We start from the raw sequence: 24,171 nt of genomic DNA, 5'->3' as shown, positions 1-24,171 counted from the left end.
CCACAAAAAAAGTACAAAAGATATGATAATTTTTTTTCAAAGTGAAATAAGGTATAGTAAAAGAGAAAAGGGGGGAATAATGATGATTTTTATTAAAATTTGGTTGATTTTATCTATCTTTTCGTTTGTTTGGATTGGTATAGATTTAATCAAACATCCACAAATGATGAAAATTATGAATGCCGTCTGGATGATTAATACTCTTTGGGGAGGACCTTTTATTGTCATCGCTTATTATTGGTTTGGTCGTGCTCCTAAAAAAGAAAAAAAGAATATGAAAATGGACTCTTCTATGTCTATGGATGATATGAAGATGAGTGATATGTCTATGAAAGATATGGATATGGATGGTATGCCAATGCCAAAACATAAACATTGGCAACGAATTGCTTCGGGTACTTTACATTGTGGTAGCGGATGTACACTAGCGGATATGATTGGATTAGCGATTAGTTTGCTACTAGGACTTGGTACAATAAGTCATTTTGTTTTAGCTTATATCCTTGCGTTTATTATTGGTATCTTTTTCCAATACTTTGCTTTACGTGAGATGGATCAAAAAACTGCTACAAAAATTTTAATGAAAAAAGCGATGATTTCTGATTTTTGGTCTTTATTTGCTTGGCAATTAGGAATGGTGATAGGGCAACTTTTCTTCCAATGGATCTTGCCAGGAAAAGGAATCATTTTTTCGATTTTCATTATGCAATTAGCGATGGCAGTAGGATTTTTCTTTGCTTATCCAGTGAATGATTATTTAGTTAAAAAGGGAATTAAAAAGGCAATGGCCTAGAACAAAAGAGAAAAAGAAAAAAGTTAGGTAATTTTGAGCATTCTTGTTTCTTTTTTACTTTTTGTGTATTAAAATAAACTTAGTTGTAAGGAAAGGATGAATCAATATGAAAATGAACAACTTTTTAAATGAATTATTAGCAGATTTAAATCAAATGTTAATGTTAACTTACCAAGTACATTGGTATATGCGTGGTAAAGGATTCTTAGTATATCATCCAATGCTAGATTCATACATTGAAGAATATCAAGATGACATCGATGAAGTAGCAGAAAACTTAATTATGTTAGGTGGAGCTCCATTCTCAACTTTAGAAGAAATGGCTAAAAACACAAAATTAGAAATTACAGCTGGTGACTACGGCGTAACTATCGAAGCACAATTAGAAAAATTATTAGCTGGTTTGAAATACTTCCAAGCAAAATGCCAAGAAGGTATGGAATTAGCTGAAGAAGAAAACTTAGTACACATCGTTGACTTATGTAGCGATATGTTAGCATCTACAAACAAACACATTTGGATGTTAAATGCTGAATTAGGAAAAGCTCCTAACGCTTAATGAATAAGAAAAAAGACTCCTTTATGGAGTCTTTTTTTTATCCTTTTAAATTTGATTTCATCAAACGTTTACTCAATAAAAGAATGATAAGAATGATAATCGCACTTGACCCTAATAAGATCCATAATACTGTAGATTGAGTGACATCATTAGAGCCAATTTCTAAGCTCATACCTAAAAATTCCTTCATGTAATCCGCTACCTTCGTTGGTAAATCTTTTAAATAGGGAGTGACTAAAATCCAACGGTTTTCTAATCCACTATAAGTTAAAGGGACACATTTAATAAAAGTTTGAGCAGCATCTGATAAATTCCCCATCGGTACATATCCACCAATGATAAATCCAGAAGCAGCACCAATAATAGTTCCTACACCTCGTAAGCTAGACTCTGTTTTAATAAAAGCACAAATTAAAAAGGTAATTCCAGAAGATAATAGAGAACTAATGATAAAGTTCATTCCTAAATATCTTAATTGTTCTGTATGTAAAGTCAAATCATCAATGGAGTAAAAATATCCGTAAGCAACAACAAAAATAATGATTTGCATGATGAAAGATAAGAAGAATGAAGATAAATAATAGCCAAAAAGTAAAGTAGCAGGAGAAGTTTGACTAATTTTAAAATCTAAAAATTTATTATTGGTCTTATCAATAACATATTGTCCAGAAATCGTAAATGCTGTAGTCAAAGAAGTAATACTTAGTAGTGCTCCTAACATCCACATATCAATAATTTCTGATTTATTGGGTAAGGAACCTAGATCCGATAAAATATTACTGCGTAAAAAGAAGACATAAATGAGAAAAAAGATTAAAGATCCCAGTAGGGAAAAGAAAATATTGGAAATATTTTTACTATAAATGGTTAAATTTCTTTTGATAATTGTCATCATAATGTATCTTCCTCCTTTGTTAATTTTAAGAATACTTCATTTAAGTCCGTTGGTAAGAATGAGAAATAAAGCGTAATTTCTTGATATTGATTGACAATAGATAGAGCTTCTTTTTCATTTTGACAAATGAAGTGATATTCATTACCTTCTTCTTTATGTGCACGTGAATCATGGATTTCTTCACTCGTGATTAAGCGTAATGTAGGGACGTCGTACTTCTCTTTTAAAGATTGAGCAGATCCTGATTCAATTAGTTTTCCTTTACGTAAAATATATAAATTATCTGCATTCTCTGCTTCTTCTAAGTAATGAGTCGTTAAAAAGATAGCTAAATGTTTTTCTTCTTTTAATTGATGAAGTAATTGCCAAATTTCTTGACGAGATTGAATATCAATTCCTGTTGTGGGTTCATCTAAAAATAAAATTTCTGGTTCGTTGAGTAAGGCACGAGTAATATCTACTTTTCTTCGCATTCCTCCAGAAAGTTTTCCATAAGATTTTTTAGCAAATTCATAAACGCCAGTTTGTTTCATCAGCGTTTCTAATTTTTCTTTTTGATAGTTTTTATTAAGTTGTGCACGGATTTTTAAGTTTTGCCAAACCGTTAATTCCTTATCTAAAATACTATTCTGAAAAACAACACCAATTTTTTTGTCTTTCCTAGGTACTTTTTCCAAAGGTTGTCCTTTAAAATAGATTTCTCCTTCTGTAGGTGTTAATGTACCAATGAGCATGGCAATGGTTGTCGATTTTCCTGCTCCATTCGTTCCCAAATAAGCCGTTAGTTTTCCAGCGGGAACAGATATATTTAAATGATCAACTGCAGTATAATTTTGAAACTTTTTAGTTAATCCTTTTGCTTCGATAATGTTCATATTTTTCCTATCCTTTCTTAAGGTTAGATTCAGTATAGCAAGGAATTCAATATTTAGAAAAGAAATCTTTTTTATTTTTCTTATCAAAAATATTATTATAAAAAGTAAAATTCGAAAAAAGTATTAAAAATGGTATAGACCGATTGAATATTTATCAAAGAAGGAGTATGCTATTAGTATCAAGAATTGAATGAGGGATATACATGAAAACATATATTTATGCAGATAAATTCTTTTTACCACAGGGAGTAGAAGGAAAAGGATATTTAGAAATTAAAGATGGAAAATTTGGTCATTACCAAAAAGAAAAACCACAAAGTGGCGAAATTGTTGATTATAGTGGAAAATATGTGGCACCAGGTTTAGTTGATACACATATTCATGGATATGCAGGAGCTGATGTAATGGATAATGATGCAGAAGGCTTACAACGTATGTCTGAAGGATTATTGAGTTGTGGGGTAACTTCCTTTTTAGCAACCACATTAACGGCGGACCATGATTTATTATTAAGCGTTTCAAAAACCATTCGTGAAGTTAAAGGAAAAGAACGTGGAGCAAAAATTCAAGGGATTTTCTTTGAAGGACCATATTTTACAGAGAAGTATAAAGGAGCACAAAATCCTAAATATTTAACAAAACCTTGTTTAGATGAATTCCATGCTTGGCAAGAAGCATCAGGAAACTTAATTAAAAAAATTGCGTTAGCTCCTGAATACGCAGAAGCAGTAGAATTCACAAAACAATTAACTAAAGAAGGAGTAGTTGTTGCTTTAGGGCATAGTGATGCTACCTATGAACAAGCAAAAGCAGTAGCAGAAGCTGGTGCAAGTATTTTTGTTCATACTTTTAATGGAATGCGTGGATTTACTCACCGTGAGCCAGGGATGGCAGGAGCTGCTTTAACTTTACCTCACGCTTATCGTGAATTGATTTGTGATGGTCATCATGTTCATCCTAAAGCTTGTGATGCTTTAATTAAAGCAGTGGGACATGAGCAAGTAGCTTTGATTACAGACTGTATGTGTGCCGGAGGAATGCCTGAAGGACAATATATGTTAGGAGAACTTCCAGTTACAGTAAAAGATGGAACTGCTCGCTTAGAAGCAGGAAACTTAGCAGGAAGCATTTTAGAATTAAAAGATGCTGTCCATAATGTAGTAGACTGGAATTTAGCAACGGTGGAACAAGCAATTATGATGGCTTCTCATGTTCCTGCTGTAAGTTGTAAGATGGATGACGTGTGTGGACAAATTAAAGCAGGATATGATGCAGATTTTATCGTTTTAACGCCAGAGTTAGAATTAGAATGTACATATTTAAATGGAGAATGTCGTTATCAAAAATAAAAGAGAAAAAGCACCTAAGATTAGGTGCTTTTTTTATAAAATATTAGAAGTAATTGTTCCTTCAATCCATTGAGCAACCCACTCGTTAGGAGTGATTGTATATTCTTCTATGTCACTAAGATGTAGATCTACAGGAACAACCCAAGTAGTCGTTTCATTTCCTAATAAATAGTTACCATCAATAGATTGAGCAATTAATTTTGCTTGATGTTCTTTTAACCATTCTTCAGATAAAGTCGTTGTTGAAGCTAAAGTTTCGATACATAAAGAAAAATTTTCTAAAAGATCTTGGTCTTTGGATTGAAATTGCAAATAATCATCATCTAAGGAAACCGCTGTTTTTGCGGTTAATTCTTCATACCATGCTAAAAAGGGCATAGCTCTATGTTCGATAAACCAATCTTTCAATGAAATTCCTTCTTTCTTTTTTATTTTTTATTTGGAATCACAACTGTGTAATTTAAACGATTATTATTCAGTGTTTTTGCTTCCATTTTAATGCTGACTGGCATTAATTGTCCCTTACCATAAATTGGAGTTACTCGATAACGTACTTTATTTCCTTGTTCTACGACATCACGCACTTCGTTTTCGTATTTTGTCATATAAGGGGTATTTACAGGATTTTGATACAAAGTAACTAAGTTTTTCATCGTATCTCCACTTCCACCCAATTGACGTCCAATTAAATGACCACGAGCATGACCTTTTTTCCCAGATTGGAATCCAGCAGGACGGATGTCAGGATTTGCTTTTGTTCCTGTACCAATCATTGATTTTGTAATTAAGGCATTCGCTGCAGTTGCTCTACCTAAAGAATCTAGTGGTCCATATTGAATCCATCCTGGACCATCTTTCAATTCTTCACTTGTGAATTCAGCAGGGCCAGAAGGGTTAGGGCATCCATTTTTACTTGTTTTTTTCGTTGATTTTTGTTGATAAGAAGGTTGTTGTTGTGTATTTTTTTGATTTGAAGCACAACCACTTAATAAAGGTAAGAAAAGAGCTCCAATACTAAGTGTTGTGATCCATTTTTTTACCCAATTTTTCATTGAATTTCTCATTCCTTTCAATTTCTATTTGTAATTGTTGTTCCATTTTACGTAAATCTGCTTCTTGCTTTTGAATTTGTTTTAAATCTTGTTTTAATTCATCAATTGTCTTTGGTTCTTCTTTTTTCGGATGGACAAAGCGATTAATAAAAATAGAAATCATTGCCCCAACAAAAATATCTGTAATACGGAAAATTGCTTTTAAAACAGATTGATGACCTTGAGAAGTAAAATAAACAATTAAAAGTGCTGCTGAACCATTAATAATTCCAGGTTGTTTATGCCAATGATTCATACATTTAATAAAAAGCATCACACCTATAGGTAAAGTAATAGCTTCCACCCACATATACGGGAAAAAGTGACGAATGACGACTAATGATAAAGAAATAACACATCCAGTAGTATTCCCAATTAAAAGTGCTTTACCAAAGCGAATGGAAAGAGTATGATCTTCCCGCATGGAAAAAATTGCTGATAAACAAGCTAGCATTGGATTGATATCTAAAGAATAATATAATAGAAAACATACCATGACACTAAGTCCGGTTTTTAACAAACGCCATCCAGGCAACCAATATAGAATCCATTGTTTGAATTTCGTCAAAAAAGCACTCCCTCCATTGTAATCCTCCTTAAAATTGTAATACAAATTACATTTTTTGACCAATTGATTTTTTCAAAGGAAGATGATAGATGAGAAAATAAGAAAAAAGGAGTAAAATAGTGTAGTAGAAAAATGAGGAGAGTGATTGGAATGCATCAAGCATTAGTATTGATTATTTTAGACGAAATTTGTACTAAATTTCCTAGTGAAGATTATTTTGTTGAAAAATGTTTACAATTAACAAAAGAAGAATGGCAAGAATGGAAAGAAGGAAAAAAAGTATTAAATCAAGAAGCGATGCAACGTATTAAAGGTTTATTTACTGATTATGAATGGATGTTGATGCAAAAAGTAGCAGAACAAACGATGTTTTTCCCAGAAAAGCAATATTATGTTGTACAACAATTTCGTCGTTTGAAGGCAATGATTGCTAAAAAATGGATTGAAACTCCTTATTCTACGACAGAATTAATTACAAAGACCGTACATAGTGGAATTCAAGACATTGTGACTTTAAAAATTAGTTTATCTTATGGTGAATGGGGATATGATGATATTTTAACTTTCTCTATGCCCGCTTATATCTCAAAAAAAATTGAATGCAGTAGTAAAGGTTTGTTAGAATGGGTAAATAGAGACTTAGAGGATACATATGTCGAACAAACAAAAATTGAAGAGTAGGTGAATTTCATGAACCGCTTCCTATGTAGTCTAGCAACGGTAGCTATTTTAGCAACAACAGGTGGAGTTGCTTTAGCGTATAATCATTCTTTAGCTAAAGTAGAAAATATATCTACCCATCGTTCCGCTGCTAAGGATAAGCAAAAAGAAGTGAAAAATGAGAAAGAGGAAAAATTAAATCAAGAGTTACCAAAAGGCGTAAAACCTTCAGATTGGGATTTATTGTTAGTAAACAAAACTCATCCATTACCTAAAAATTATAAAGCGGATTTAGGAACGATTGGCAATTATAAATTAAATAAAAAGGTAATTCCGCATTATGAAGCATTAGCTAAAGCAGCCAAAAAAGCAGGAAATCCATTAGTAATTGTTTCTTCTTATCGTTCTCCTGATTATCAAGAAAAAATTTATCAACAACAAATTGATAACTATATTAAGGAAGGAAAATCAAAACAAGAAGCGAAAAAAGAAACTGCAGATTATATGACAAAACCAGGGACAAGTGAACATCACACAGGACTTGCTTTAGATGTATTAGGTGCAGATTATTATGAAGATGGTGGGACATTGGAAGAAAAATTTGCTCATACAAAAAGCGGAAAATGGCTAAATGATCATTGTGCAGAGTATGGATTTATTATTCGCTATCCAAAAGCAAAAGAAAAAATTACTGCGATTCAATATGAGCCTTGGCATTTACGCTATGTTGGAAAAGAAAATGCAGAATATATTATGAAACATCATCTATGTTTAGAAGAATATATTGATGAATTGAAAGAAGCAGGTCGTTAATATGAAAAGACGTCCGTTAAAAAAATCTTATTCATTTTTATTGCTTTTTTTCTTTTTACTTTTGTTAGTTTTATTTTTATATTGGCGTCCACCGATGCAAAAAGAAACGAAAGTTCCAAAAGAAGAATTCATTACAACCATTGTACCCATGGCACAACAATCGATGAAAAAATATCATATTCCAGTAAGTATTATTATTGCACAAGCTGCATTGGAGTCTAATTTTGGACAAAGTGAGCTAGCAGAAAAATATAATAATTTGTTTGGTGTAAAAGCTGGATTTTGGGAGCCAGGTGTCGATTTACCAACTATTGAGTATGTAGATGGACAAAGAATGGAAGTAGAACAACGATTTCGCGTCTATCGTTCTTGGAAACAATCGATTTTAGCCCATGCGAAATTGTTAGCTCATGGGACAAGTTGGAATGAACAGCAATATGAAGCAGTATTACAGGCAAAAAATTATCAAGCAGCAGCCTATGCTTTGCAAAATGCAGGCTATGCAACAGATCCAAATTATGCTCAAAAATTGATTCAGATGATAGAAACCTATCAACTATATCGTTGGGATGAATAAAAAAGTGGGTTTGCATAATAAAAAAACGGACATTATAATTAAAATAAATGTTAATTTTGGAAAGTAGGGAAAACATGGCGGAATATATTCGACCAGGAAAAACCGTAGGAATTATTGGTGGCGGCGCCTTTGCTTTTTTATTAGCAATGGAGGCTAAAATTTTGGGATTTCGTGTATGCGTTTTAGAATCTACAAAAGAATGCCCTGCCGGAAAAATGGCCGATGAATTTATTGAAGGAAATATTCAGGATTTATATGATTTAGAACAATTAGGACGTCGTTGTGATGTGTTGATATATGCGACCAATCGACTGCAACTACATACAATGATGACCATTGAAGAAAAATTTAATTTGCCGCAAGGAATTAATGGTTTGGCATATGCACAAGATTTATTCTTGAAAAAAACATTCTTAGAGGATGTAGGAATTAATATTGCCCCTTATGCAACTATTGTACGTATTACAGATATTGAAGAAAATATTGATGGAATTGGTTATCCTTGTTTATTGAGAGATAGCCAAGGAGTGCAAGAAGTAGTCATTGAAAGTGCAAGTGATGTAGTACACGCGATGGATCTTGTTAAACAAGATTCTTGTATTTTAGAAAGCATGATTGCTTATCAATATGATGTATCGATGGCAGTTGCAAGAAATAATCGTGGAGATGTAATGTTTTTTCCACCAGTAGAGCATGTTTCTTCCTTTGGAGAGGAAAGAAAATTCCAAACAAAGGATGATTTAGATCCACTAATGGTCCAAGAATTAGAACGTATTGCTCGAGTGATTGTGGAAAAGATGGAATATGAAGGAACAATGACCATTCGTTATCATATTACTTCAGAAGGTGTGATTTATGTCGATGACATGGTTAGCTATCCGGATGAAAGTACGTTATTAACTTTAGATGCTTGTCAGTTTAATACATTTTCTGCTCATTTACGAGGTGTATGTCAATGGCCATTACAAGAGAAAGCAGATTGCTTTATGCCAGCAGTAACTACATTAATTACAGGGAAAGATATTAGCTCTGCCAAACGTCAAATTGAACATCAAGCAAATTGGCATTTCTACTTTTATGATTACGAATTTGCGAGAGGAGATAGCGTTGTGGGTCATGTGACTGCATTGACTTCTGAACAAAGCCATGAGCTATTAGAAATGGATAAATTCTTCCTTTAGAAGAAGGTAGAAAATATCATAAAAATAGTATATAATAGCAAAGGTATGAGAAATAAAAAACAAAAAAGCATAAAATTTAAAATGTTTAAATTTATGCTTGAAAAAGGGTGAAATCATGGCAAGAAGTAATAACGCAGAAATGAAGGCCTATTCTTATATGAAAGAACAGATACTTTCTGGAATCTGGCCACCAACCAAACATATCGTAGAGCAAGAAGTTGCAGAAGAATTAGGAGTAAGTCGCTCGCCAATTCGTCGAGCAATTACACGCTTAGCAGGAGAAAATTTAGTTCAGTGTGAACCAAATAAGGGTGCTTTAATTTGTGAGCGTGTATTGGGCGTGCAGGAAATTATTGATCGAATTTGTATTTTAGAATACATGTTATGTTATCATATTCGCAAGATGGAAAGAGAACATCTTAAAGTTGATACAAAAGAAATTCGAAAAGAAGTAGCTGAAATTGAAGAGACGTTAGAGCAAGAACAATCTTTATCTTTGCTTTGTCACCAAATGAATAATATGCTACGTTCTTTTTGCTCTGAGCAAAAGAATCAATACTTTAGTACGATTATGGTAAATATTTTACAAGATATCTGCCATTTAACAGATCGTCATGCTCAAAAGAAAGTACGCTCTGTTTATAAGAAGATTGTTGAAGCTATTCAAAGTTCGGCAGAAATTTTAGGTGAAAATCAAGAAATTACTTTAGATAAAGTAATGGAAGCTACAAAAGTTTTACGCTATCATTTTAACGATATACAAATTTTACTATTAAAATAGATAATAAAAATAAAAAAAGGATGTTAGAAACAACATCCTTTTTTTGTCTATTTATAATTGACAAAAACGGCAGAAGAACGAGGACCTAACTCTAGTCCAGAATCAATCGCATGATAGACAAATTCTTTTGCATCACGTACAGCATCAGTAATATCTTTCTCTAAAGCGAGATTAGATGTAATTGCTGCGGCAAAAGAACATCCTGCTCCGTGATTAAATCCTTCGGTAATTTTTTCTCTTTCAAAATAATGGAATTCTTTTCCATCAAAGAGTAAATCTACTGCAACATCGCCTTCTAAACGCGCGCCGCCTTTAATAACTACATACTTAGGTCCTAACTCATGAATTTTTTCTGCAGCAGCAGCCATGTCTTCTTTTGTTTGGATTTTCATATCGGCTAATGCTTCTGCTTCTACTAAGTTAGGAGTGGTTACTGTAGCGAGAGGTAATAATTCCTTTATAATACTTTCTTTTAGCTTCTCTAGATTTTCTTCACCATTGTTCTTGCAGACCATCACAGGATCAATAATAATCGGTACATTATTTTCAGCTTGTGATTTTAGCCAACGAGCAACTAGATGAATTTGTTTTTCTTCGGGAAGCATTCCTGTTTTAATGGCATCTAAACGATTTAAATCTGTAATCGTATCTAATTGGTCTTTTAAAATAGACGCATGAACAGGATAAATTTCCGGCATATACTGATGAGCTTTGCTAAAAGTAACAATACAACTTAGAGCGCTCATTCCATAACAATGGTGAGCAGAAAAAACTTTCAAGTCAGCAGCTTGGCCTGCTCCACCTGTAATATCTGAGCCAGCAATAGTTAAGATTTTTTTTGTCATATAAATACCTCCTACGCCCTTTATTATAGCAAAAGTTAGCGTTTACAGCACGCTAAAATTATTGTGAAAATGAAAACTTTTTCATTTTGAGCAAAATAGTTGATTTGTAAAAACATTAAGTGATATTGTGAAATCAAAATAGGGGGAAAAGGAGCCAACATAATGATAGATTATAAAAAAATAAAAGAGCAAAGCAATCAACCAATGGATAATTTCCAATTATTAGATGAATCAGGAAAATTATTAGATGAACAAATTTGGGATTGGATGACAGAAGAAGAAATGGTTGAATTGATGAAACGTATGGTATTCATGCGTATTTTAGATGAACGTTCAACTAAATTAAATCGTCAAGGTCGTCTAGGATTTTACGCACCTACTGCTGGACAAGAAGCAAGTCAATTAGGGAGCGTCTTTGCTTTAAATAAAGGTGATTATGTCTTACCAGGATATCGTGATGTGCCACAATTACTATGCCATGGTTTATCTTTAAAAGATGCATTTTTATGGTCTCGTGGTCATATGGATGGAAACCGTTATGCGGATGATTTTTATGCATTACCACCCCAAATTATTATCGGGGCACAATATGTGCAAGCAGCTGGTGTTGCGCTAGGTTTGAAAAAACGAGGAAAAGAACAAGTTGTTGTTACTTATACTGGAGATGGTGGAACTTCTCAAGGGGATTTTTATGAAGGAATTAACTTTGCTGGTGCTTACCAAGCGCCTGCATTATTCTTTGTCCAAAATAACCACTTTGCGATTTCTACCCCACGTGAAGTACAAACAGCTGCCGAAACATTAGCACAAAAAGCAATTGCTGCAGGGATTAGTTATGCTAAAGTTGATGGAATGGATCCTTGCGCAGTCTTTGTAGCTACTAAAATGGCAAAACAATTTATTTTAGAAGGAAATGGTCCTGTCTTAATTGAAACCGATACTTTCCGTTATGGACCTCATACTTTATCTGGAGATGATCCTACTCGTTATCGTACAAAAGAAACAGAAAATGAATGGGAAAAACGTGACCCATTAATCCGTTTACGCTTATTCTTAACAGAACGTGGTGTGTGGAATGAAGAGATGGAAACAACAGTCATTGAAAAAGCAAAAGAAATGATTAAAGAAGCAATTCAAGAAGCAGATAAAGCACCTAAGCAAACAGTAACAGAGTCTTTACAAAATATGTATGAAGTGACTCCACAAAATATTGAGGCACAATTGAAGCAATATGAAGGAAAATAAGGAAGAGGACGAGAATTATGGCACAAATGACAATGATTAAAGCAATTACACAAGCTTTGGAAGTTGCTTTAGAACGAGATGAAAATACATTAGTTTTCGGAGAAGACGTAGGGAATAACGGTGGAGTGTTCCGTGCAACAGAAGGATTACAAGAAAAATTTGGTCCAGATCGTGTATTTGATACTCCATTAGCAGAATCAGGAATTTTAGGACTGGCTTATGGATTGGCATTAGAAAATTATCGACCAATTCCAGAAATTCAATTCTATGGTTTTATGTATGAAGCAATGGATGAAATTGCAGGGCAAATTGCTCGTGCTCGTTTCAAAATGGCTGGAACAAGAAATATGCCAGTAACAATTCGTGCGCCTTTTGGTGGAGGAGTTCATACTCCAGAAATGCATGCGGATAGTTTAGAAGGATTATTAGCACAAACTCCAGGGATTCGTGTAGTTGTTCCATCAAATCCTTATGATGCAAAAGGGTTATTATTATCTTCCATTGAAAGTAATGATCCAGTAATGTTCCTAGAACATATGAAATTATATCGTTCTGTGCGCGATGAAGTACCAGAAGAATATTATACAGTGCCTTTGGATAAAGCGCGTGTAGCGAAAGAAGGTTCTGATGTAACATTAATTGCTTATGGATATATGGTCCAAGAAGCATTAAAAGCTGCACAACAATTAGAAAAAGAAGGTATCCAAGCTGAGGTAATTGATTTAAGAACCATTTCTCCATTGGATACAAATACGATTTTAAATTCAGTGAAGAAAACAGGACGTGCAATTGTTATTCAAGAAGCACAACGTCAAGCTGGAGTTGCGGCACAAGTGGTCGCAGAAATTGCAGAACACGCGATTTTATACTTATCTGCACCTGTAATGCGTGTTACTGCTCCAGATACGGTTTATCCATTTGGTCAAATGGAAAATGCATGGTTACCAAATGCTAAAGATATTGAAAAAGCAGCCAAAGAGGCAATGACTTATTAGGAGGATTATTATGGATTACATTTTTAAATTGCCAGATATCGGAGAAGGAATTGCCGAAGGAGAAATTTTACAATGGTTTGTTAAAGAAGGCGATACAGTAACTGAAGATGATGTCTTATTAGAAGTACAAAATGATAAATCAGTAGAAGAAATTTATGCACCTGTAGAAGGGACGATTCGTTCTATTAAAACAGAAGCCGGTACATTAGCGAGTGTTGGTGATCCATTAGTGGTAATTGAAACTGATCATTTACCTCATGGCGAAGAAGCAACAGAAGAAGCAAGTACAGAAGAGGCATCAGCAAATGAACCAGCTGGAGAAGCAAAAGAAGAGCTAGCACCGCAAGTTCCAGCAAGCAAAAAAACAGATGATATTTTAAATCAACCATTAGCTTTCCCATCTGTTCGTCGTTTTGCTAAGGAAAATAGAGTAGATTTACATTTAGTAACACCAACTGGAAAACATAATCATATTTTACAATCCGATGTAGAAAACTTCTTAGAAAATGGTTCTTCTACAGCAGAAGCTCCTGTGGCTAAAGAAACGGCTTCTACACCAGTCGTAGAAAAAGCAGCTCCTGTTGCGATTGCCAAAGGTGAAGATGAAACAAGAGAAAAAATGACGCCAATGCGTAAAGCCATTGCTCAATCAATGAAACAATCTGCAGACAATATTCCAGCAGTAACTTTATTTGATGAAGTAGAGGTATCTGCACTTTGGGAACATCGTAAAGTATACAAAGAATATGCAGCAGAACAAGATGTTAAACTAAGCTTCCTACCATATATTGCGAAAGCATTAGCGATTGTTGTAGAGAAATATCCAGAATTAAATGCAAGTCTAGATATGGTCAATGAAGAAGTAGTCTATCATCATACATGCAATGTAGGAATTGCAACAAACACAGATCAAGGTTTATATGTTCCTGTATTAAAAGATGTAAAACGTAAAGGATTGTTAGCTTTAGCTAAAGAAATTTCTAATAATACAAGTGATGCTTTAGCAGGAAGTTTATCTGCAGAAGCAATGCGTGGTGGAACGATTACGATTACTAATATTGGTTCTATCGGTGGTGGATTCTTTACTCCAATTATTCGTTACCCAGAAGTAGCAATCTTAGGTATTGGTAAGATTAAAGAAGCACCAATTGTTAAAGATGGAGAAATTGTTGTTGGTAAACAACTTGCCTTATCTTTAAGTTTCGACCATCGCTTAATTGATGGTGCGTTAGCTCAAAACGCGATGAATGAATTGAAACGTCTGTTAGCAGATCCACAATTATTATTATTAGAAGGGTAGGAAGAGAAGCATGGTTGTAGGAGATTTTCCAATTGAATTAGATACAGTTGTTATTGGAGCAGGACCAGGAGGATATGTTGCTGCGATTCGTGCGGCTCAAATGGGACAAAAAGTAGCAGTCATTGAAAAAGGAAATGTCGGCGGTGTTTGTCTAAATGTGGGTTGTATTCCTTCTAAAGCATTAATTCATGCAGGAGAAGTGTTAGAAGCTGCTACTCACAGTGAATTTATGGGAATTCAAATCGAAAAAGCAACAGTTGATTTTGCTAAAACACAAGAATGGAAAGCAAGTGTAGTGAATAAATTGACTTCCGGTGTACGCTATTTATTAAAGAAAAATGGCGTTGAAATTATTGAAGGGGAAGCAATTTTTGTTGATGATAATCATTTGCGTGTAATGACAGAAGAAAGTGGCCAATCTTATTCTTTTGAACATGCGATTATTGCTACAGGAAGCACACCAGTAGAAATCCCATCTTTAGCTTATGGAACAAGAATTATTGATTCTACAGGAGCTCTAAATTTACCAGAAGTACCAAAATCTTTAGTCATTGTAGGTGGAGGAGTTATCGGTTGTGAATTAGGAACTGCTTACGCTCATTTAGGATCTGAAGTTACAATTTTAGAAGGTGCAGATCGCATTTTACCACCATTTGATGCTGATTTATCTAAATTGGTTACAAAAGAAATGGAAAAACAAGGTATGAAGATTGAAACTTCAGTTATGGCTAAATCTGCAACAGAAACAGAAACTGAAGCAACTCTAGTTTATGAAAAAGATGGGGTAGAACACACATTAACAGCAGATTATATTTTAGTTGCTGTAGGTCGTAAACCAAATACAAAAGAATTAGGATTAGAAATGGCCAGTGTTGAAGTCGATGAACGTGGCTTTATCCAAGTCGATGAATGTGGACGCACAACGAATGAAAGTATTTTTGCCATTGGTGATATTGTAGCAGGACCACAATTAGCGCATAAAGCTTCTTATGAAGGAAAAGTTGCAGCAGAAGTAATTAGTGGAAAAGATGTGACTGTAGATTATCGTGCGATTCCAGCAGTAGCCTTTACAAGTCCAGAAGTAGCCACTACTGGAGTTACGCTAAGTGAAATCGAAGGTGATGATCGTTTTGTTGTAAGTACTTTCCCACTAGCAAGTAATGGTCGTGCGTTATCTTTAAATGCAACCGATGGATTTATTCGCTTTATCTCAACAAAAGAAAATAAAATTCTAGTAGGTTGTCAAATTGCAGGACCAAGCGCAAGTGATTTAATTGCCGAAGCAACTTTAGCAATTGAAGCAGGAATGAATGTAGAAGATATTGCATTAACGATTCATCCCCATCCATCTCTTTCTGAGACATTGATGGATACTGCTGAACTTGCACAAGGAATGCCTATCCATATATAATAAGTCTTACTTAGTGTGAAGATAGAAAAGCAAACAGAAGTTCTGTTTGCTTTTTGTTTGGAGGAAAAGATGAAAGAAAATTATAGTTATCCTATTGATTTAGATTGGACGACAGAAGAAATGATTGCAGTAGTAAATGCTTTACAAGCTGTAGAAAAGGCTTATGAAGGAAAAATTAGGGTAAAAGATTTTGCAACTGCCTATAAAGCTTTTAAAGAAGTGATTCCTAGTATTGGAGAAGAAAAACGAATCGGTAGAGAATTTGAACAATTAACGAGATATTCTTTATATCGAGTAGTTCAAGAAATGAAACAAAAAAAAGAAACCGATTGGATCCAAATGCCTTGTAAAAAAATGAAAAGAAATGGAAAAAACTAGAAATCCATTTCATTTTTAATTTGAAAAGTGCTACAATAGAAAAGTATTAAGTCATAGAAGAATGGAGAGTATACTATTGAAAACAAGAGATGACATTCGTAACGTTGCTATTATTGCCCACGTTGACCATGGGAAAACAACATTAGTAAACGAATTATTAAAACAATCAGATACATTAGATGCACATACACAATTAGATGAACGTGCGATGGACTCTAATGATTTAGAAAAAGAACGCGGAATTACAATTTTAGCGAAAAATACTGCGGTTGATTATAAAGGTACTCGCATTAATATCATGGATACTCCTGGACACGCCGACTTTGGTGGGGAAGTAGAACGTATCATGAAAATGGTAGACGGAGTAGTTTTAGTTGTGGATGCTTATGAAGGTACAATGCCACAAACTCGCTTTGTATTGAAAAAAGCTCTAGAACAAAAATTAACTCCAATTTTAGTAGTCAACAAAATTGACCGTGATGCTGCTCGTCCAGAAGAAGTAGTGGATGAAGTGTTGGAATTATTTATCGAATTAGGAGCAGATGATGAACAATTAGAATTCCCTGTAGTTTATACTTCTGCTTTCAATGGAACATCAAGTTTAGAAAGTGATCCTGCTACACAAGAGCATACAATGGATCCTTTATTCGATACTATTATCGACCACATCCCAGCTCCAGTGGATAACAGTGATGAACCATTACAATTCCAAGTATCATTATTAGACTACAATGATTATGTAGGTCGTATCGGAATTGGCCGTGTTTTCCGTGGAACAATCAAAGTAGGAGACCAAGTATCATTATTAAAACTAGATGGTAGCGTGAAAAACTTCCGTGTTACTAAATTATTTGGTTTCTTTGGATTAAACCGTTTAGAAATTCAAGAAGCAAAAGCAGGAGATTTAATCGCTGTTTCTGGTATGGAAGATATCTTCGTTGGTGAAACTGTAACTCCTGTAGATGCCCAAGAAGCATTACCAGTATTACGTATTGATGAACCAACTTTACAAATGGAGTTCCGTGTAAATAATTCTCCATTTGCAGGTCGTGAAGGTAAATTTGTTACTGCACGTAAAATTGAAGAACGTTTAATGAGCGAATTACAAACAGACGTATCTTTACGTGTAGAACCAACAGATTCTCCAGATGCATGGATCGTTTCTGGCCGTGGGGAATTACATTTGTCTATCTTAATCGAAAATATGCGTCGTGAAGGATATGAATTACAAGTATCTCGTCCACAAGTAATTGAACGTGAAATTGATGGCGTATTATGTGAACCATTTGAACGTGTACAAGTAGATACACCAGAAGAATATATGGGTAGCGTTATTGATACATTGAACCAACGTAAAGGTGAAATGCAAGAAATGATTAACCAAGGAAATGGACAAGTTCGTTTAATTTACTTAGTGCCAGCTCGTGGTTTAATTGGATATCCAACAGAATTCTTATCATTAACTCGTGGTTATGGTATCTTGAACCATACATTTGACTGCTACCAACCAGTAATTAAAGGTCAAATTGGTGGTCGTCACAATGGTGCTTTAGTATCTATTGATACAGGAAAAGCAACAACTTATTCTATTATGTCTGTTGAAGAACGTGGTACGATCTTTGTTAACCCAGGTACTGAAGTTTATGAAGGTATGATTATTGGTCAAAATAGCCGTGATAACGACTTAACTGTAAATATCACAAAAGCAAAACAAATGACAAACGTTCGTTCTGCTACTAAAGACCAAACTGCGGTTATTAAAACTCCACGTATTTTAACACTAGAAGAATCATTAGAATTCTTAGCTGATGATGAATATTGTGAAGTAACTCCTGAAAGCATCCGTTTACGTAAGAAAATTTTGAATAAAAATGAACGTGAAAAAGCGGAAAAACGTGCTAAAAAAATGGAAAACAATAAAGATTAATAAAAGTGCTCTCGTAAAAGAGAGCGCTTTTTTTGTTGTAACCAAACTGTAACAATTGTTAGGAAATCGTTATTCTTTTGTTGCCCAATGTCATAATTAATTTGGTATAGTATAACAGTAGACAAGAACAGATACGAAAAGGAAGGAATTTATATAATGAATAATCAAAAATTAAAATTAGCTGTTATTACTGCCGCTCCAATCGCAACAATGTTCTTAGCACATACTGCTAGTGCGGATGAAACTTATACAGTACAATCAGGTGATAGTTTATCTGCGATTGCTAGCAAGTTTAATTCAAATATTGATTCTATTGCGAAAGCAAACAATATTCATGACATTAACCAAATTTACTCAGGACAAGAGTTAACTATTCCAACAGATAAAAAAGCAGAAAAAAATTATACATCTACAGCAACTGCTGTAACTACTTATAAAGCTGCTCCAGCAGCACCAAAAACAACATCTGCTCCAGCAACAGGAAACACATCAAGTGCTAAAGCTTGGATTGCGATGAAAGAATCAACAAATAACTACAACGCTCGTAATGGTCGTTACATTGGTAAATATCAATTAGACGCTGCTTACTTAAATGGTGACTTCTCACCAGCGAACCAAGAGCGTGTAGCAGAAAATTATGTGAAATCTCGTTATGGTTCATGGGAAGCTGCTAAAGCATTCCATCAAGCAAACGGATGGTACTAATTTGTAATTTAATCGTTAAAAGTTCAACCTCAGATGATATTCATCTGAGGTTTTTTGTTTGTTTTCTATTGATCTACTGTCTTATTTATGATCTAATTTTATTAGAATAATAATAAGGAGTGTTTTTTTGAAAGAGATTGTTGCACGAAGCCAAAAAGTAAAATCATTTTTAGATGATAATTATTTTAGAATTCCTGTCTATCAAAGAAGATATAGTTGGGGAGAAACTGAAATTGAAACTTTGATGGATGACATCAAAAATAATTCAGAAGGATATTATATCGGTAATATTCTTTTAGCAAAATCAGATAAGGAAGATAAAGATGTAGTTGATGGACAACAGCGACTAACAACTATTTTTTTAATTTTATTAGCAATTTATGAACAATATTACCTATTAATTAAGAAGGGAGAAAATAGTTTCAATTATTTAAAACGCTTTGAAAATATTTCAGAGGAATTAGGATTAAAAGAAATTCCATTAGATGATCTTGATGAAAATGAACCTCTTCGTCTAGAAAACTTAAAGCTGCTATTGCTAGAAAAAGATAAAAAATTATTGGAATGTTGTATAGAAGCAGCTCAAAGTCAAAATAAAGAAACAACAAAACCAAGTTATGCCAATCAGAAATTAGTAAAATCATATTTATATATTCGTTCTTATTTAGAAACCGAAATCATTGAAGAAGAGATAGAATCGAAGAAAATTTTTAAAAGGCTGACAGAATTTGAAAAAAAAGTACAGGAAGCAGTAGTTTTACCAATTATTTTAGAAGACTTATCGGATGTTTTTTCTATTTTCTCTTCGATGAATAGTAAAGGGCAACCTTTAACAACGATTGATTTATTAAAAGCAGATTATTTAAGTTATAGCCAAGAAAATCAAGAGGAAGCGTTGAAAGAGTGGCAGACATTTATCAGCTTATTATCATTTGATAAGAAAAAAGATGAAGTGAAAAAAGGAGATGCCGATCGCTTTTTACAAAATAATTATGATGCCTTTTGTAGTACGACAAGTAGTTCGATTACTGTTAAACAGTCTTTACGAAAATACCAGGATTTAATAAGAAAAAGAGTAGAAGAAGATAGAAGTGTACTTCCTTTCATTAAAGAGTTACAAAAAACGGCTTTGATTTATCGACAAATCGAGCAACCAGAAGAAAAACAAGAAGCGTTAAAGGAAGTATTGAACGAAGAAATTTTCGATTTATTAAAACAATTAAAGCTTTTAGATACGAATTCAGCGTATCCATTACTTTTCTTTTTATTACAAGAAAGGAGAAAGGAAAATGTTTCTAAAGAAAAATTAGCAGAGATTTTAGAGTATTTAGTTCATCTTTTTGTTCGTCGTAATACCATTAAAGTTCCAAAAGCTTCTAATTTAAGAGGACAATTATTGGGCATTTTACGTCGAATAGAGAAAAAAGAAAACATAGATTATGAAAAAGATCTTTTGGCAGAATTGAAAAAAATTGCAGATAAATATTTGAGTGATGATAAGTTCCAAAGCTCATTATCTGGATCGGTATATAGTGAGTTTACTAAGACCACACGATTTATGTTAGTGGGAATTGAACGAAATGCCCATAAAGAAGGAAAGGCATTTTACTTTGATAAACAAAATCAAGATTCATTAGATGAAAAAGATAAAAAAGGTTATCGTTGGGAAATTGAGCATATTTTCCCGCAAGATGAGAATCTACCTTCTCCATGGAGAAAAATGATATCAGAAGAAGATGACGAAAAAGCTAAAGAAAAACACCAATTATATAAAGATAAATTAGGAAATTTAACTTTGACAGGTTATAATTCAGGAATGGGAAATAGAAGTTTCCAAGAAAAAAGAGATTACAAACATAATGGAAAATATGTTGGATTAAAAACACCACTATATTTAAATTCTTCCATTGCGGAAGGAAATATTGATGAAAAAAAAGATTGGACTCTAGATGATATTGATCGTCGTACAAAGAATCTAATTCAGGAATTAATTACCATTTATAACATATAAAAAAATCCGGGAATCATTTTGATTTCCGGATTCTTTGTATAACTCAATTTATTTATTTTTATCGGATAAAATTCGATTATATTTTTTATAAAAGACAGCAAATAGTAGAGCAATCGCAATTGCATATAAAATACTTGTAATGTAATATGCATAACCGTATCCTGCAGGTGTTACAAATAAAATATAACGAGTAAATAATCCTACTAAGAAAGATAAGATTGCAAAGACAAAGTTCATTAAAGAGCTAAATGCTGGACGTAAACTTTTATCTACTAAATGCATTTGTAATGATTGTTGAATAGGTTTAGAAGCATTCGCAAATCCTGAACGGAAGAATAAAATAATTCCAATCATCAATGCGGTATGTGATCCAAACATCATTCCATTTGGCATTAGTAATAATAGTGGAATTACCACGATTAATAAACCACCAATAGAACCGATGGCCCCTAATTTTTTCTCTAACCATGGTGAAATCATGTAACCAATAACAACTGCTAAACTTTGTAAAGATAGAATAGTAGAAATTGTTCCACGATCAATATGTAGAGAAGTATTTAAGAAAATAGGGAAGTAAGGAGCAATAATGCTTGCACCTACTTGAATAATGATTAAAAAGGCAATCCAAGAGACCACTCGTTTAGATAATAGTGGCATATATTTTTCTTTGAATGATACCTTTGGTTTTTCTACTGATTTTGTAGTTTGTTCTTGATAATCTGCTTTCTTTTCTTTCAAAAAGAAACATAAGATTACTGCCGCAATGACTAATCCCATCGCGATGTAAATCACACGTTGATACGATTGAATATAGCTCATTTTTTGTGTTGCAGTTAATAAGCTTGGATCACTAGAAAGTGTGGCAGCTTTTTGGTATGAGGTATGCAATAATTTACCAAAAATCATAACGACCCATTTTCCAGCAAAGAAAGTTACAATCGTTTGTGTCAATAAATTAATATACATTGTACGAGAAAACATTTTAACTTGTAGAGAATCTGGTACATATGTAGTTAATAATAAAGGGTAAGTGTAGTCGAACATAGAATTTCCGACATACATAATAATATAAAGAATTGCAATAAGTGATGGCGCATGAGCCATTCCTGAAAAAAAGAGCGCTAATGAACTACAAATTCCGGCTCCAATTAACATTTTTTTATACCCAGTTTTTGGAATTACAAGCAATAGTAGTGAAATTAATACTGAAGAAATAGAAGTATACATTCCCATTCCTTTCACAATATTAGGGGCTACTAAATCTAGATAAGATAAGAATACATTGGTTGTAATCCCTGTTGCCATCCCCATGATAGCGTAAGATAAGATAAATATGGAACAATTCCATCGATAGCGTTGATTCCATACTTCCTCCATGTTTTATCCCCAACCTTTCTCTTTTAATAAGTTATACTAGGTTATTGTATCATTTTTTAAGAACCATGAATACATATAATAAAAAATTAACATTAAAAAACCAATATAAATATGTTATAATAATTATTCCTATATAGACAAAAGATATACATTTCACAAGAAAATAAATAAGAAAAATAAAGTGAGAGAGGAAATGATTTGGAAGAATAAAAAAATAAAATGGATTATATTGATTATTTCTATGTTTTTTATTACAAGTTGCAGAATAGATCATTCAAAAGAGGAATCAACCAAAGAAACAAAACCAAAAGTTGAAAAACAAAAAACAATAAAAAAAGAGAAAAAGAATGAAAACAAATCCGCCTCTAAAGCTAAAAAGAAGAAAAAGAAAATTTCTTCAAAGAAAAAAACAAAAGAAACATCGTCTGCAGAAAAGGAAAATATTAATACTGTAGATAGTTCTAATGCTACTTCTTCTACCTCCTCAGTACAATCATTGAATCCACCGCAAAATGAAGTACAAAGCTCGGTTCCACCAGGAGTAGATCCTGTAACTGGAATGGGACGTTGTTTAAGTTATGATGAAATGACACCTGAACAGCGAAAAGCTTGGGATGAGGCTTATAAACAATTAGAGGAGAAAGAAAATAATAATGAAGAAGAATGGAATGATGAAGGAACTCCTATCGATGAAGAAGTAGGAATGACTTCTTATGATATGTTGACGGAAGCAGAAAAACAAGAATTAAATGAATTAATGAATACTGGAGCAACATCAGGAAGAATTCAAAGTTGGTGGATGGAGCATGATCGTTTGCATGCGAATCAATAAAAAAAGAGGTCATAGACCTCTTTTTTATTTGCTTGCTGAGAATAATTTTGGTTGTAATTTATAAATTAAAACACAGAAGATGCAAGCAACAATAGCTGTAATTAAAGCACTTCCACCATTTACAACTAAAGAATATAGTACGGCAGGGAAGTTTTTAGGCGCATATTGTCCCCAGAAAACAAATCCTGCGATGAAATGCCAGAAGAAACGAGCAAATGTACCAACGGTTGCAGATAAAATAATAACGCGTACTGGATGATTTCCTTTGATAAATTGTTTATAGAATAAACCAGTAAATCCAGCAAAAGTAAATGCTAAAATGTATTCAATAAAACCTTGACTGAAAGATAAGATTTGAGCACTACCAATAACAATTTTCATTAGTCCCCAAACCAATCCACTACTTAAAGCAGGAATAAAACCACGACGTAATCCTAAAATAACCATAGGAATCATTCCTAATGAAATATCAATGATACCAAATTGGAGTGGAATTAAAGACAAGACATAAGCGATTACAGCGCAAAAAACCACTTCAATTGAACATACTAACTTCTTGTTTTTCATAAAAAACTCCTTTCTTAACATTACCTTTATTATAACAAGTTTATAGAAATAAGAATTTGGGATCTATAAATTTAAGAGAAAAATAAGAATTCAAGCAAAATGAATTATTTTTTCGTATAATAAAGACAGTAGGATAAGGAAAAAGGTGATGTACTCATGTATCAAGGAATTGTAAAATGGTTTAATAATAGAAAAGGATTTGGTTTTATTACTAAAGAAGATGGTGAGGATATTTTTGTCCATTATACAGCAATTTGTGATAATGGTTATCGTAGTTTAGCTCGAGGAGAACACGTAACTTTTGAAATCGCAGAAGGAGAACATGGACCACAAGCTTATCAAGTAACAAAAAATAAATGATGAAATAAATCAAAAAAAGAAACGTACAACAAAAAAGAATATGGTATACTGAAGCAAAGAATAAAAGGAAAGTAGG

26 protein-coding genes are annotated in these 24,171 nt (G+C 33.3%); 18 read left to right on the top strand and 8 right to left on the bottom strand.

Translation table 11 applies throughout. The annotated features are described in order from the left end of the window. The first annotated feature begins 79 nt into the window (after nt 1-79). Together C683_RS04190 and C683_RS04185 are read left to right on the top strand one after the other, a co-directional pair. Nucleotides 80-793, top strand: coding sequence for a DUF4396 domain-containing protein (locus C683_RS04190; RefSeq protein WP_009490331.1), 714 nt, complete (start codon nt 80-82; stop codon nt 791-793). A gap of 106 nt (nt 794-899) precedes the next feature. Further along, nucleotides 900-1,352, top strand: a complete 453-nt coding sequence (locus C683_RS04185) for a Dps family protein (protein ID WP_009490330.1) — start codon at nt 900-902, stop codon at nt 1,350-1,352. Between the two features lie 37 nt (nt 1,353-1,389). Here the strand turns inward: C683_RS04185 and C683_RS04180 are convergent, their stop codons facing one another. Both C683_RS04180 and C683_RS04175 read right to left on the bottom strand, forming a co-directional pair. Next, complete coding sequence (locus tag C683_RS04180; RefSeq protein ID WP_009490328.1) at nt 1,390-2,247, bottom strand: ABC transporter permease; 858 nt, start codon at nt 2,245-2,247, stop codon at nt 1,390-1,392. Continuing rightward, entirely contained in the window at nt 2,244-3,122 is an 879-nt protein-coding gene (locus tag C683_RS04175) for an ABC transporter ATP-binding protein (RefSeq protein ID WP_009490326.1), read from the bottom strand. Before C683_RS04175 ends, C683_RS04180 begins: the two co-directional genes overlap by 4 nt. A 203-nt stretch (nt 3,123-3,325) precedes the next feature. Here C683_RS04175 and nagA point away from each other — a divergent pair, with 203 nt between their 5' ends. Then, nucleotides 3,326-4,471: an N-acetylglucosamine-6-phosphate deacetylase gene (gene nagA / locus C683_RS04170; RefSeq protein ID WP_009490324.1), complete on the top strand. Its 1,146-nt coding sequence runs from the start codon at nt 3,326-3,328 to the stop codon at nt 4,469-4,471. Between the two features lie 33 nt (nt 4,472-4,504). On the opposite strand, the gene C683_RS04165 is transcribed toward nagA, so the two are convergent. From C683_RS04165 to C683_RS04155, 3 genes are read right to left on the bottom strand one after another with little or no spacing between them, the layout of a single operon-like run. Further along, nucleotides 4,505-4,879, bottom strand: coding sequence for a hypothetical protein (locus C683_RS04165; RefSeq protein ID WP_009490322.1), 375 nt, complete (start codon nt 4,877-4,879; stop codon nt 4,505-4,507). 20 nt (nt 4,880-4,899) lie between these two features. Next, nucleotides 4,900-5,523, bottom strand: a complete 624-nt coding sequence (locus C683_RS04160; protein WP_009490320.1) for a DNA/RNA non-specific endonuclease — start codon at nt 5,521-5,523, stop codon at nt 4,900-4,902. Further along, nucleotides 5,486-6,130 (bottom strand): FUSC family protein, encoded by a 645-nt coding sequence (locus tag C683_RS04155; protein ID WP_040388649.1) that lies wholly within the window; start codon nt 6,128-6,130, stop codon nt 5,486-5,488. The genes C683_RS04160 and C683_RS04155 overlap by 38 nt, the downstream gene beginning before the upstream one ends. A 150-nt stretch (nt 6,131-6,280) precedes the next feature. On the opposite strand from C683_RS04155, the gene C683_RS04150 reads away from it, so the two are divergent. The 5 genes from C683_RS04150 to C683_RS04130 all read left to right on the top strand — a co-directional run bounded on the left by C683_RS04150 (nt 6,281) and on the right by C683_RS04130 (nt 10,142). Continuing rightward, nucleotides 6,281-6,811, top strand: coding sequence for a hypothetical protein (locus C683_RS04150; protein ID WP_009490316.1), 531 nt, complete (start codon nt 6,281-6,283; stop codon nt 6,809-6,811). 9 nt (nt 6,812-6,820) lie between these two features. Continuing rightward, a complete protein-coding gene (locus C683_RS04145) occupies nt 6,821-7,603 on the top strand; it encodes a M15 family metallopeptidase (protein ID WP_009490314.1) in 783 nt (260 codons plus the stop codon). A gap of 1 nt (nt 7,604) precedes the next feature. Then, nucleotides 7,605-8,180 (top strand): glycoside hydrolase family 73 protein, encoded by a 576-nt coding sequence (locus tag C683_RS04140; protein ID WP_009490312.1) that lies wholly within the window; start codon nt 7,605-7,607, stop codon nt 8,178-8,180. 74 nt (nt 8,181-8,254) lie between these two features. Then, nucleotides 8,255-9,361: an ATP-grasp domain-containing protein gene (locus C683_RS04135; protein ID WP_009490310.1), complete on the top strand. Its 1,107-nt coding sequence runs from the start codon at nt 8,255-8,257 to the stop codon at nt 9,359-9,361. Between the two features lie 115 nt (nt 9,362-9,476). Next, nucleotides 9,477-10,142, top strand: a complete 666-nt coding sequence (locus C683_RS04130; protein ID WP_009490307.1) for a GntR family transcriptional regulator — start codon at nt 9,477-9,479, stop codon at nt 10,140-10,142. A 47-nt stretch (nt 10,143-10,189) separates the two neighbouring features. Here C683_RS04130 and C683_RS04125 read toward each other — a convergent pair whose 3' ends face one another. Beyond that, nucleotides 10,190-10,987, bottom strand: coding sequence for a bifunctional hydroxymethylpyrimidine kinase/phosphomethylpyrimidine kinase (locus tag C683_RS04125; RefSeq protein ID WP_009490305.1), 798 nt, complete (start codon nt 10,985-10,987; stop codon nt 10,190-10,192). A gap of 162 nt (nt 10,988-11,149) precedes the next feature. Between C683_RS04125 and pdhA the strand changes: the two genes are divergently transcribed. The 8 genes from pdhA (at nt 11,150) to C683_RS04085 (ending at nt 20,959) form a co-directional block, all read left to right on the top strand. Beyond that, nucleotides 11,150-12,232 carry a pyruvate dehydrogenase (acetyl-transferring) E1 component subunit alpha gene (gene pdhA, locus C683_RS04120; protein ID WP_009490304.1) on the top strand — a complete coding sequence of 361 codons (1,083 nt, stop codon included), beginning with the start codon at nt 11,150-11,152 and terminating at the stop codon, nt 12,230-12,232. A 17-nt stretch (nt 12,233-12,249) separates the two neighbouring features. Next, complete coding sequence (locus tag C683_RS04115) at nt 12,250-13,227, top strand: alpha-ketoacid dehydrogenase subunit beta (RefSeq protein WP_009490302.1); 978 nt, start codon at nt 12,250-12,252, stop codon at nt 13,225-13,227. Nucleotides 13,228-13,237: 10 nt separating this feature from the next. Next, on the top strand, nt 13,238-14,527 hold the full coding sequence (locus C683_RS04110; protein ID WP_009490300.1) for a dihydrolipoamide acetyltransferase family protein: 1,290 nt from the start codon (nt 13,238-13,240) through the stop codon (nt 14,525-14,527). Between the two features lie 10 nt (nt 14,528-14,537). Then, entirely contained in the window at nt 14,538-15,938 is a 1,401-nt protein-coding gene (gene lpdA, locus C683_RS04105; protein ID WP_009490298.1) for a dihydrolipoyl dehydrogenase, read from the top strand. Nucleotides 15,939-16,007: 69 nt separating this feature from the next. Further along, nucleotides 16,008-16,316, top strand: a complete 309-nt coding sequence (locus C683_RS04100; protein WP_009490296.1) for a UPF0223 family protein — start codon at nt 16,008-16,010, stop codon at nt 16,314-16,316. A 76-nt stretch (nt 16,317-16,392) separates the two neighbouring features. Beyond that, nucleotides 16,393-18,243 carry a translational GTPase TypA gene (typA, locus tag C683_RS04095; RefSeq protein WP_009490293.1) on the top strand — a complete coding sequence of 617 codons (1,851 nt, stop codon included), beginning with the start codon at nt 16,393-16,395 and terminating at the stop codon, nt 18,241-18,243. Between the two features lie 156 nt (nt 18,244-18,399). Further along, nucleotides 18,400-18,948, top strand: coding sequence for an aggregation-promoting factor (gene apf / locus C683_RS04090; protein WP_009490292.1), 549 nt, complete (start codon nt 18,400-18,402; stop codon nt 18,946-18,948). A gap of 127 nt (nt 18,949-19,075) precedes the next feature. Then, complete coding sequence (locus tag C683_RS04085) at nt 19,076-20,959, top strand: DUF262 domain-containing protein (RefSeq protein WP_009490290.1); 1,884 nt, start codon at nt 19,076-19,078, stop codon at nt 20,957-20,959. Nucleotides 20,960-21,007: 48 nt separating this feature from the next. Here C683_RS04085 and C683_RS04080 read toward each other — a convergent pair whose 3' ends face one another. Then, nucleotides 21,008-22,336 carry an MFS transporter gene (locus C683_RS04080; protein ID WP_040388689.1) on the bottom strand — a complete coding sequence of 443 codons (1,329 nt, stop codon included), beginning with the start codon at nt 22,334-22,336 and terminating at the stop codon, nt 21,008-21,010. A gap of 193 nt (nt 22,337-22,529) precedes the next feature. Between C683_RS04080 and C683_RS04075 the strand changes: the two genes are divergently transcribed. Then, nucleotides 22,530-23,168 carry a hypothetical protein gene (locus C683_RS04075; RefSeq protein ID WP_040388647.1) on the top strand — a complete coding sequence of 213 codons (639 nt, stop codon included), beginning with the start codon at nt 22,530-22,532 and terminating at the stop codon, nt 23,166-23,168. A 24-nt stretch (nt 23,169-23,192) separates the two neighbouring features. Here the strand turns inward: C683_RS04075 and thiT are convergent, their stop codons facing one another. Further along, on the bottom strand, nt 23,193-23,735 hold the full coding sequence (thiT, locus tag C683_RS04070) for an energy-coupled thiamine transporter ThiT (RefSeq protein WP_009490281.1): 543 nt from the start codon (nt 23,733-23,735) through the stop codon (nt 23,193-23,195). Nucleotides 23,736-23,891: 156 nt separating this feature from the next. Here thiT and C683_RS04065 point away from each other — a divergent pair, with 156 nt between their 5' ends. Next, nucleotides 23,892-24,095: a cold-shock protein gene (locus C683_RS04065; RefSeq protein WP_009490279.1), complete on the top strand. Its 204-nt coding sequence runs from the start codon at nt 23,892-23,894 to the stop codon at nt 24,093-24,095. The last annotated feature ends 76 nt before the right edge of the window (nt 24,096-24,171 follow it).

This window comes from Catellicoccus marimammalium M35/04/3 (assembly GCF_000313915.1).
Lineage (GTDB): Bacteria > Bacillota > Bacilli > Lactobacillales > Catellicoccaceae > Catellicoccus > Catellicoccus marimammalium.
This window is presented reverse-complemented; position numbering and strand designations above follow the sequence as displayed.

Bases quoted from the DNA above. Each gene is read 5' to 3' on its own strand.
- pdhA (WP_009490304.1), top strand. From the start codon at position 11,150: ATGATAGATTATAAAAAAATAAAAGAGCAAAGCAATCAACCAATGGAT.
- C683_RS04110 (WP_009490300.1), top strand. From the start codon at position 13,238: ATGGATTACATTTTTAAATTGCCAGATATCGGAGAAGGAATTGCCGAA.
- C683_RS04080 (WP_040388689.1), bottom strand. From the start codon at position 22,336: ATGGAGGAAGTATGGAATCAACGCTATCGATGGAATTGTTCCATATTT.
- lpdA (WP_009490298.1), top strand. From the start codon at position 14,538: ATGGTTGTAGGAGATTTTCCAATTGAATTAGATACAGTTGTTATTGGA.
- C683_RS04125 (WP_009490305.1), bottom strand. From the start codon at position 10,987: ATGACAAAAAAAATCTTAACTATTGCTGGCTCAGATATTACAGGTGGA.
- C683_RS04185 (WP_009490330.1), top strand. From the start codon at position 900: ATGAAAATGAACAACTTTTTAAATGAATTATTAGCAGATTTAAATCAA.
- C683_RS04135 (WP_009490310.1), top strand. From the start codon at position 8,255: ATGGCGGAATATATTCGACCAGGAAAAACCGTAGGAATTATTGGTGGC.
- nagA (WP_009490324.1), top strand. From the start codon at position 3,326: ATGAAAACATATATTTATGCAGATAAATTCTTTTTACCACAGGGAGTA.
- C683_RS04115 (WP_009490302.1), top strand. From the start codon at position 12,250: ATGGCACAAATGACAATGATTAAAGCAATTACACAAGCTTTGGAAGTT.
- C683_RS04075 (WP_040388647.1), top strand. From the start codon at position 22,530: ATGATTTGGAAGAATAAAAAAATAAAATGGATTATATTGATTATTTCT.
- C683_RS04140 (WP_009490312.1), top strand. From the start codon at position 7,605: ATGAAAAGACGTCCGTTAAAAAAATCTTATTCATTTTTATTGCTTTTT.
- C683_RS04150 (WP_009490316.1), top strand. From the start codon at position 6,281: ATGCATCAAGCATTAGTATTGATTATTTTAGACGAAATTTGTACTAAA.
- C683_RS04145 (WP_009490314.1), top strand. From the start codon at position 6,821: ATGAACCGCTTCCTATGTAGTCTAGCAACGGTAGCTATTTTAGCAACA.
- C683_RS04065 (WP_009490279.1), top strand. From the start codon at position 23,892: ATGTATCAAGGAATTGTAAAATGGTTTAATAATAGAAAAGGATTTGGT.
- C683_RS04175 (WP_009490326.1), bottom strand. From the start codon at position 3,122: ATGAACATTATCGAAGCAAAAGGATTAACTAAAAAGTTTCAAAATTAT.
- apf (WP_009490292.1), top strand. From the start codon at position 18,400: ATGAATAATCAAAAATTAAAATTAGCTGTTATTACTGCCGCTCCAATC.
- C683_RS04160 (WP_009490320.1), bottom strand. From the start codon at position 5,523: ATGAAAAATTGGGTAAAAAAATGGATCACAACACTTAGTATTGGAGCT.
- C683_RS04180 (WP_009490328.1), bottom strand. From the start codon at position 2,247: ATGATGACAATTATCAAAAGAAATTTAACCATTTATAGTAAAAATATT.
- C683_RS04100 (WP_009490296.1), top strand. From the start codon at position 16,008: ATGAAAGAAAATTATAGTTATCCTATTGATTTAGATTGGACGACAGAA.
- C683_RS04190 (WP_009490331.1), top strand. From the start codon at position 80: ATGATGATTTTTATTAAAATTTGGTTGATTTTATCTATCTTTTCGTTT.
- C683_RS04130 (WP_009490307.1), top strand. From the start codon at position 9,477: ATGGCAAGAAGTAATAACGCAGAAATGAAGGCCTATTCTTATATGAAA.
- thiT (WP_009490281.1), bottom strand. From the start codon at position 23,735: ATGAAAAACAAGAAGTTAGTATGTTCAATTGAAGTGGTTTTTTGCGCT.